Here is a 9379-nt window from a genome sequence, read left to right as displayed (position 1 = left end):
GCGGGTAGGATTGGCAATGACCGGGAGACGACTCATGAGCTGGGTGATGCTTCGGGTAGGTCTAGCCTAAAACCGGATTTAGAGCTGCCAAGTCGGCTTTAGCTTCTCTTTATAAATTAGCTCTAAGCTTTGTCCATTAGCCAGTACGGCGAAGGCCGCAGTACCGTAGTAGAGTTCGCGATTAGTTCCTGTGTCAAAACCAATAATTAAATCTGCTGCTTCAGAGGTACCCAATGGTTTGAGCTGTACGGGTTGCCAACTTGCCTTACACAAGAGACCCAAAGTCACATTCAGAGCCTTATACTGATCTGCTTTGGGCTTAGGCACAATAAATTGCGTTGCGATACCAGCTTGCAGCGCTTGCGCTCTAATTTTTTGTTTTCGCTCGTTTGGCGACCACGGCATCACTACTAGAACGGTTTTTATACCCTCACTGGCCCACTGATGCCAAAACACTTGCTGATCTAGCTCGCTACTACCCAAGTCTTGCTGCGTGCGGTAAGAATCTAGATCTAGTGACACTTTACTTTTAGAAGCTATGTCCTTGAGGCATTTCTCAACTTCGATAGGGTATTTATGCCGATCATCATAGAGGTTCAAGCACCCAAAACGAATCTCACCAATTTTAGCACACCCTTTATATCGGACTTTGGCAACTTGATTTACCTCTTGCGCATCAAAGGCAAGTAGTTTAGCTGGAGGTAAAATATATCCGTTAGCTTTTAAAGGCATAACACCCTTAGAAGCACTGCCATAAACTTTACCAAGAATGAAATCTGCTATTATTTGAGATTCGTGTAGACGAGATTCTAAACTTTGCTTAATTTGACTGAAAGCATTCTGAATTTGAACCTTGTCTGGACTTCCACTTTCAGCCATTGCAGCTAGTATTTCCAAAGACATACTTGGCGATAGTCTTTTGGACAAATGTGCAACCGGTTTTGAATATCGACCTTGTTGATTAGCTCTTCTAACATAAACAACGCGAGAATTGGCTATTTCTTCTTCATTAGCTCCCTTGCCACGATGATAGTCTGCCAAGCTAATACCCAAACCTTCTAATATGAGTTCTTCTGGTAGCTCATCAGATACATCTTGATACTGCCAACTGATGTAGTCATTATTTTTTTCTCTGTACGTATTACGCACGTATTTGATCGGAAGATCAGGGTATTCCTCAAGCCACTGATGGAGTGTCCAAGAAGTGTAAAAACGGTGATGAAGGTCTATTTCCAGATAGAGTTGACCATCAGAGCCTATAACTACATCTATCCTTCTCCCTTTATGTACTTCCCACCCACTTTCAGAAGCTTCTACACCCTTTTTTGCAGGCGGCCACCAAATTAGCCCACCTTCTACAGATCGTTTAAGCTCAGCATTTACAAAAGCTCTTAATTTTCTCTCTAGAATTTTGCGCTCAAAAGTTTCTAGTGCTCTTCTCTCTTGGAAGTCCTTGTAATCTAGCGGCCTGGCCCCCAAGCTACTTAGCTGCCAATCATCACTTGCCAGCTTCTCAGAGTCAATCTCTTCCTTCGTGATAATTTTGGTTCCCATCCTGGCGGCTGTCACGCCCAACTTGTAACAAATGTTTGAAATTTGTCGTTGCTCGTCTCCCAACTCAGGAGGATGGATAAATCTGCACTGATACTCGTAAACAGTAGTATCGCTTTCACTAAGTTGCTTAACGCGAAAGCGATTTAAGGTAACTGATATTTCTTGAAGCTCTTCAGAGAAATTCATACAATTCTCAAGCTAAACAGAATAAACTTGATTCAATCTTTGAAATTATATTTCACATCTCCACATTATACACAAATTTCACTTTTAATTTTTTGTGAAAATTACGAAATAAAAACTTAACGTGTTAAATAAACTTCTCAACTGGCTCACCAGTAAACATGATCCCCCCGATCGCCCTTGATTACCCTAATCGATATGATGAATCGAGATTAGGCGCTTCGGGTAGGGCAGAGCATGGATCGGCGTTGGTGGTTTTGGGTTGATCGCGGGGGCACGTTTACCGACATTGTGGCGCGGCGGCCCGATGGGCGGCTGGTGGTGCATAAGCTGCTGTCGGAAAACCCCGATCGCTATGCCGATGCGCCCGTCCAGGGGATTCGCGACCTGATGGGATTGGCCGCCGACGAGCCGATCGACCTGGTGCAGATTGGGGCGATCGAGATGGGAACCACCGTCGCCACCAACGCCCTGCTAGAACGCAAAGGCGATCGCACCGTGCTGGTAATTACCGAAGGCTTTGGCGATGCCCTGAAGATTGGCTACCAAAACCGACCGGATATTTTTGCGCTGGAGATTCGCAAACCCGCGCCGCTGTATGAGCGGGCGATTGAGGTGCGGGAACGGTTGAGCGCCCAAGGCGAGGTGGTGCGCCCCTTCGACGCGGCCGCCCAGGCGGACTTGTTGGCGCAACTGAAAGCGGCGCGGGCCGAGGGTTGCACCAGTTGCGCGATCGCCCTGGTGCATGGCTACCGTTACCCCCAGCATGAGCACATCGCGGCGGCCCTGGCGGAGGCGGCGGGCTTTGAGCAAATTTCCGTTTCCCATCACGTGAGTCCGCTGATTAAGCTGGTTAGCCGCGCCGAAACCACCGTGGTTGATGCTTACCTGTCGCCCGTGTTGCGGCGTTATGTGAACCAGGTGCGATCGACCCTGGCGGGGCCGAACCGTGAGGCCTTGGCGGGCAAGCTGTTTTTTATGCAGTCCAACGGCGGGCTGACCGATGCCGATCGGTTCCGGGGCAAGGACGCGGTGCTGTCGGGGCCGGCGGGCGGCATTGTCGGGGCGGTACAAACCTGTGTGGCGGCGGGCTTTGAGCAAATCGTCACCTTTGATATGGGCGGCACGTCCACCGATGTGGCCCACTACGCGGGCGAGTATGAGCGGCAGTTTGAGACGGAGGTGGCGGGGGTGCGGCTGCGGGCCCCGATGATGGCGATCCATACGGTGGCGGCGGGTGGCGGCTCGATTTTGCACTTCGATGGCCAGCGCTACCGGGTGGGGCCGGACTCGGCGGGGGCGAATCCCGGCCCGGCGGCCTACGGGCGCGGTGGCCCCCTGACCGTCACCGATTGCAATGTGCAGCTTGGGAAGTTGCACCCGGACTTTTTTCCGGCGGTGTTTGGCCCCGAGGGCGATCGCCCCCTGGACAAGGCGATCGTGGCGGAACGGTTCGCGGCCCTCACGGCGACGATCGCCCAGGCCACTAGCGATGGCCGCAGCCCGGAAGCGGTGGCGGCCGGGTTCCTGGCGATCGCGATCGAAAAAATGGCGGCGGCGATCAAGCAAATTTCCGTTCAGCGCGGCTACGACTTGGCGCACTACACCCTCTGTTGCTTCGGCGGGGCGGGCGGGCAGCACGCTTGTCTGTTGGCGGAAGCGCTGGGGATGACGCGGATTTTTATCCATCCCTACGCCGGGGTGCTGTCGGCCTATGGGATTGGGCTGGCGGATGTGCGGCAAATTGGCGAACGGGCGATCGAGCAGGTCTTGGAACCGGGGGCGATCGCCGCGCTGGAGCCGATTTTTGGCGACTTACAACGGTCACTGGAGCCGCAATTGCCGGGATTTCAGGAAGCGATCCGCACGGCCCGGCTGCGCTACGGCGGCACGGATTCGCCCTTGGTGGTGAGCTGGCCGGCGGCCATGGAACCCGACCCGGCGGCCTGGTTGCGCGATCGCTTCGAGGCGATCCACCGCCAGCGCTACGGGTTCGCCCTGCCCGATAAGCCGGTGGTGATTGAGGCGATCGCCCTGGAGTTGGTGCGCCACAAGGATTTGCCGCCGGAACCGTTGTTGGTGGCCAGTCGATCGACCCCGCCGGAATCGATTACCACGATTCAGATTTACACGGCCGATCGCTGGCAGGATGCGCCGGTCTTTGGGCGATCGGCCTTGCAACCGGGCGATCGGATTGTCGGGCCAGCGGTGATTGTGGAACCGACGGGCACAAATGTGATTGAACCGGGCTGGGCGGCTACCCTGGGCGATCGGGGCGGCCTCGTGCTGGAAACCCTCGCCCCAACCGATCCAGACAAGGGGCTTGAGCATCTTGTCTCCGACGACGAGCCATCGCTACAGCCCGATCCGGTGCGCTTGGAGATCTTCAACAACCGGTTCAGCGCGATCGCCGAGCAGATGGGCGCAACCCTCCAAAACACCAGCTATTCCGTGAATATCAAGGAGCGGCTGGACTTCTCCTGCGCCCTGTTCGATCGCGCTGGTCAGCTAATTGCCAATGCCCCTCACATTCCCGTCCACCTCGGCTCCATGGGCGAAACGGTCACGGCCCTGATGGCGGCGCGGGAGCTGCGGCCCGGCGATGTGTTTGCCAGCAACAACCCCTACAACGGCGGCACGCACCTGCCCGATATCACGGTGATTACGCCGGTTTGGTTGCGATCGCCCGCCGGAGTCCTGAGCGATCGCCCGGATTTCTTCGTCGCCTCCCGCGGCCACCATGCGGACTTGGGCGGCCTGACACCGGGATCGATGCCGCCCCACAGCCACTCGATCGCCGAAGAAGGCATCCTGTTTGACTTCCTGCCGATCGTCCGGGCCGGGGAATTCCTAGAGGCTGACGTGCTCGCGCAACTGGCTGACAATCCCTACCCCGCCCGCAACCCGGTACAAAACCTGGCGGACTTGCAGGCGCAAATTGCCGCCAACGAGCGCGGCTGCCAGGAATTGCAGCGCCTAGCGGATACCTACGGAGCCGCCACGATCCAAGCCTACGCCGGGTTTGTGCAGGACAACGCCGCCGCCTCGGTGGAGCGGGCGATCGCCCAATTGCGGGACGGGCAAGCGACGATCGCCCTCGACTGTGGGGCGCAGATTACGGTGCAAGTGCGGATCGATCGGGCGCGGCGGCGGGCGGCGATCGACTTCAGCGGCACATCGCCCCAGCAGCCCAACAACTTCAACGCCCCGATCGCAATCACCAAAGCCGCCGTGCTCTACGTGTTCCGCACCCTCGTGGCCGACGAAATCCCCCTGAATGCCGGGTGTTTGCGCCCGATCGATCTGACCGTGCCACCCGCCAGCCTGCTCGATCCCCGATCGCCCGCCGCCGTCGTGGCCGGCAACGTGGAAACCTCCCAAGCCGTCGTCGATGCGCTCTATCAAGCCCTCGGGGTGATGGCCAACGCTCAAGGCACGATGAACAACTTCACTTTTGGGAGCGATCGACACCAATATTACGAAACGATCTGCGGCGGCGCGGGGGCGGGCGCAACTTTCCCCGGAGCCGACGCGGTGCAAACGCACATGACCAACTCCCGGCTCACAGACCCCGAGGTGCTGGAGTGGCGCTATCCCGTGCGGCTGGAGTCCTTCCAAATTCGCCCCGACAGCGGCGGCGCGGGCCAACAGCGCGGCGGCCACGGTGTGATCCGCAAACTGCGCTTTTTAGAACCGATGACGGCGGCGATCGTCTCGGGGCGGCGATCGACCCAACCGGCGGGCCTGGCCGGTGGCGCACCGGGCCAACCGGGCCGCGCCTGGGTAGAACGGCTAAACGGGGCGATCGACCCTCTCGGGGCTACCGATCAGGTGCAGGTACAGGCAGGTGAGGCGATCGCGATCGAAACCCCCGGTGGCGGCGGCTATGGCCGATTGGAGAACTGATTCTGTTTAACGAAAACTGATTAGGCGATCGCATAGCCGCTAAATTGGCGGCGAAAGGGGGATTGAAAACCCAACACAATATCCGAAGCAGGCACGCCCTGCTCCATCAACCGCTTACCGATCGCCATTTCAGTGCCGTTATGTTGCACCCAAATTTTTCCATCTTTAATGTCTAGGTGCAGAATCAAATTAAAAATTCGCTGATCCCCTTCCCAGCCAATATAAGTTAACTGGTAGTGATGCCGTTCTGGGTCACAGATAATTACGGTCTCTACGTCATCCGACTGACAATAGGGATGGGCTTCTTCCATCAGTAAATCTTGAATGATTTGATGGTATCTCTGTAGCTTATCCATTGCTCAATCACCTCTTGCAGCGGGCAATCAATAATCTGAATTGGCGGAACTTGAATCTAAAGCATCCGGGAGGCGAGCTTCAGGAAATTGCTTCAGGCCCCAGCGAGCGATCGAGCGCAGCACAGGACGCAAACTTTCGCCCGCCTCCGTAAGTTGGTAATTCATGCGGCGAGTGTGATTGCTGTAGGGCTGTTTGGTAATCAGCCCCAGGGCTTCCAGAGACTTCAGGCGGCTGGCCAAAATATTGGTGGAAATTCCCTCCGGCGATTCCAAAAACTCCTCAAAGCGCTGCTTACCAAAAAACAGCATGTCCCGAATGACCAGCAGCGTCCACCGATCGCCCAGGAGATCCAGCGTACAGGCGATCGGGCAGTGAGATCGGTGGTCAACCGCCATAGCACAAGGCTCCAAAATTCATTCCTATTCAGGGATTTACAACTTTTTCAAGTCTCCCTTGCATTTTACAAGTAACCCTGTTAGTTTGATTTTAACTTGCAACTTGCAATTTAAAAGTCAAATACCATGTACCACGCCTCACCCAGCACCCAACCCACAGCCCAGACCGGCCCAGACTTTGCCGTGACCCACGCGGGGCCGCTTGCCAACCTCGAACAGTTCACCTTCACCCTCAACCTGGGCGATCGATCGCTGCCAGCACCTGGAAAACTGTTCTTGAAGGATTTACTAGGGTTAACCGGGGCAGAAATTTCTGTTAATAGCCTTTCGCCCAAAGAGTCGCTGCTTTTCTATCACAAACATCAGCAAAATGAAGAGGTTTATCTCTTTTTGGCGGGGGAAGGAGAATTTCAAGTCAATAACTGGGTTTTTCCAGTCCAAGAAGGCAGCTTTGTGCGGGTTAGTCCCGATGGTGAACGCTGTTTACGCAATCGATCGCTCGTCGATCACCTAGTTTGGATCGTGGTACAGGTGCGTGCTCAGTCCTATTCTTCGGGGAGCACCACGGAGGATGGAATCATGGTTCCCAAACGGGTGAGTTGGATGGGCAAGCAGGTGCTTAGCCCTGGTAAAGTTCCAACGCCTCAACAAGGGCTAGATTCTGCACAAGGTGACCGTGGAGCTTAGAAAAATTCAGCTACCCAGCGTTTACCGAGTGTTAACAAAGGCAATCCATTTCCAGCGATCGGGCGATCGTAAAACAGAAACCTTGTTGGACGATCGACCCATTAGCAGGGGACAACCATCAAGCTCAATCCCCTAGCGCTGCTCCATCATCCAACAAGTTTTTCGTTCCCAATTCAATTGATTTGCACTATACCAATGCACTCAATGCACTACGTGCCAGCACAGTAGGTATTCACTTCCTTGACCAAGGCGCTTTCGTCCTTCGCGGCAGTTTCTCCCATCTTGCTAGCCCCGGTCACATCTTCCTGCAATTGCTTCAGCCGCTTCAAGCTTTCAGGACTCGGCTTTTTCGCCTTTTCCATTTCTTCCAGTGCGCCGCCCACTTTGCTGGAAGCGGTGCTCAAGTCCGAGTAGATTTTGACAAACCGTCCCTGAAAACCCTTCAGGGTCTCATCGGCCACTTCCACAGCCCCAATTTCTTTAGATAAGCCACCCAAATCAGTGGACAGTTTCTTCATCGCCGGGGCATCCATACCCTTAATGCTGGAGCTGATCTGTTGCCCTTTGTTCACAACGGCAATCAGCTTGTTACATTGGGCAACTTTGCTTTCGCCACAACCCACCAAAGCTAAGGACAGCACCGCAGAAGCGGCCACCAATCGTCCAGCAGATAGAGATTGGCCAAGGCGATGAATCAAAGTGAAAGACATGAATAAAACACTCCTCAAATGGAACTCGTTTTGAATGATCCAAAAAATCAGCCAATTACGCTAGCCACGGAACCCAAAGCTTATCAAAATTTTCAGAATTTAGCACAGTTGACAAGCACAATGCTGATTATTCACAATCAATTACTACAGGGAGTTTAATGATGATTGATGCTTCGATCTAGTCAAACCTTGATCACGGGAACTCATCTCTGAGACTGATGAATTCTGAAGAAATTTGGATCTCAGTTTGGATCCAGTCAGGGTTCTGTCTTCGGTTGCTCAACTCTCAGAAGAATAGGAATTGATTGTTCACGAAAACCAGTAACCAATCACTCAAGAATCATAGCTAACAGTTAAAGGAATCGGTCTTTTTATTTTTATTACCTATACGGACGCGTTCAACCGCTGGCAGAGTCTTTGAAGGAATGGAATGTAGTTTCAGCAGTGATCCTGATGTGCTGATAGCCTATTCTATGCTTGCGATCGTAACCTTGCCCCCTATGACTTTTGATCCAGACTTCATGCCGTTGTTGCGCCGATCGGCCGATCGGCTCTTGACCCTGATTGATCGCTTCGGGGAAGCGCAGGTGTTGGTGGTGGGCGATCTGACCTTGGATGAGTTTCTGACGGGATATGTGGAACGAATTTCCCGAGAAGCACCAGTGCCGATCATCCGCCACGAACGAACGCGCCAAGTGCCCGGCGGCGGGGCCAATGCGGTCTATAACCTAGCTAAGCTCGGAGCAAACGTCCAGGTTGCTGGCTTTTTGGGGGACGATGTGCAGGGGCTGGCGATGCGTCAAATCTTTGAGGCGGCGGGCATTGACACCACCGGGGCGCTGGTGGAAGCGGCGCGGCCCACGGTCACCAAAACCCGGATTTCGGCCCACTCGCGCCAGTCCGTGACCCAACAGATCGTCCGGTTTGATCGCAAGTCTGACGATCCCCCCACGGCGGCCGACTGCGATCGCCTGGCTGAGTTTGTGGCCGATCGCGCCCCCAAGGCCCAGGCGGTGGTCTGTTCCGACTATGGCGATGGGGTCTGTTCCAGCGGCGTGATCCAAGCGGCCCTGACCGGCCGGCCGGTAATCGTTGATGCCCAAAAGGAACTGACCCGCTACCGGGGAGCCACGTGGTTTACGCCCAACCTGCCGGAAGCGGAACGGGAAGCGGGCTTTGGCATCACCGACGAGGCCAGCCTGCTGAAGGCGGGGGCGACGCTGCTGGCCAAAACCGAAGCGGAATACGTGTTGATCACCTGCGGTGAGTCGGGGATGAGCCTGTTTGGGCGATCGGGCGAGATTTTCCACATTCCCGCCTTTAACCGGGCGGAGGTGTTTGATGTGACCGGCGCGGGTGACACGGTAGTAGCGGCCTTGACCTTGGGTTATGTGCTGGGGGCCACGCCTTGGGAAGCGGCGGTGTTGGGCAACTTGGCCGCCAGCTTGGTGGTGCGCCACATCGGCACGGCCACCACCAGCCGAGATGAGATGAAACGGGCCTTGAAAGCTATGCTCGATCGCGATAGCCAGTAGGGGCGCACCGCCGTGCGCCCTTAGGGCAAGGATCGGCGACCTACCTGGGTTG

The 9379-nt window shown here is 55.2% G+C and carries 7 protein-coding genes; 3 read left to right on the top strand and 4 right to left on the bottom strand.

Annotated elements, in window-relative coordinates; genetic code table 11:
• Nucleotides 1–78: 78 nt before the first annotated feature.
• Nucleotides 79–1740, bottom strand: coding sequence for an argonaute PAZ domain-containing protein (locus tag VPK24_RS03010; protein ID WP_393010599.1), 1662 nt, complete (start codon nt 1738–1740; stop codon nt 79–81).
• A gap of 234 nt (nt 1741–1974) precedes the next feature.
• Between VPK24_RS03010 and VPK24_RS03005 the strand changes: the two genes are divergently transcribed.
• A complete protein-coding gene (locus tag VPK24_RS03005) occupies nt 1975–5643 on the top strand; it encodes a hydantoinase B/oxoprolinase family protein (protein WP_393010597.1) in 3669 nt (1222 codons plus the stop codon).
• Nucleotides 5644–5663: 20 nt separating this feature from the next.
• Here VPK24_RS03005 and VPK24_RS03000 read toward each other — a convergent pair whose 3' ends face one another.
• Together VPK24_RS03000 and VPK24_RS02995 are read right to left on the bottom strand one after the other, a co-directional pair.
• Nucleotides 5664–5999: a XisI protein gene (locus VPK24_RS03000; RefSeq protein ID WP_393010595.1), complete on the bottom strand. Its 336-nt coding sequence runs from the start codon at nt 5997–5999 to the stop codon at nt 5664–5666.
• Between the two features lie 27 nt (nt 6000–6026).
• Nucleotides 6027–6395 carry a winged helix-turn-helix transcriptional regulator gene (locus VPK24_RS02995; RefSeq protein WP_393010593.1) on the bottom strand — a complete coding sequence of 123 codons (369 nt, stop codon included), beginning with the start codon at nt 6393–6395 and terminating at the stop codon, nt 6027–6029.
• Nucleotides 6396–6521: 126 nt separating this feature from the next.
• Here VPK24_RS02995 and VPK24_RS02990 point away from each other — a divergent pair, with 126 nt between their 5' ends.
• Nucleotides 6522–7082 (top strand): cupin domain-containing protein, encoded by a 561-nt coding sequence (locus VPK24_RS02990; protein WP_393010591.1) that lies wholly within the window; start codon nt 6522–6524, stop codon nt 7080–7082.
• 209 nt (nt 7083–7291) lie between these two features.
• Here the strand turns inward: VPK24_RS02990 and VPK24_RS02985 are convergent, their stop codons facing one another.
• On the bottom strand, nt 7292–7792 hold the full coding sequence (locus tag VPK24_RS02985) for a hypothetical protein (RefSeq protein WP_393010589.1): 501 nt from the start codon (nt 7790–7792) through the stop codon (nt 7292–7294).
• 500 nt (nt 7793–8292) lie between these two features.
• Here VPK24_RS02985 and VPK24_RS02980 point away from each other — a divergent pair, with 500 nt between their 5' ends.
• Nucleotides 8293–9327, top strand: coding sequence for a bifunctional heptose 7-phosphate kinase/heptose 1-phosphate adenyltransferase (locus tag VPK24_RS02980; RefSeq protein ID WP_393010587.1), 1035 nt, complete (start codon nt 8293–8295; stop codon nt 9325–9327).
• Nucleotides 9328–9379 lie beyond the last annotated feature (52 nt).

It is taken from the genome of Limnothrix redekei LRLZ20PSL1, assembly GCF_043235035.1.
Taxonomy (GTDB): Bacteria; Cyanobacteriota; Cyanobacteriia; order CACIAM-69d; family CACIAM-69d; genus CACIAM-69d.
This window is presented reverse-complemented; position numbering and strand designations above follow the sequence as displayed.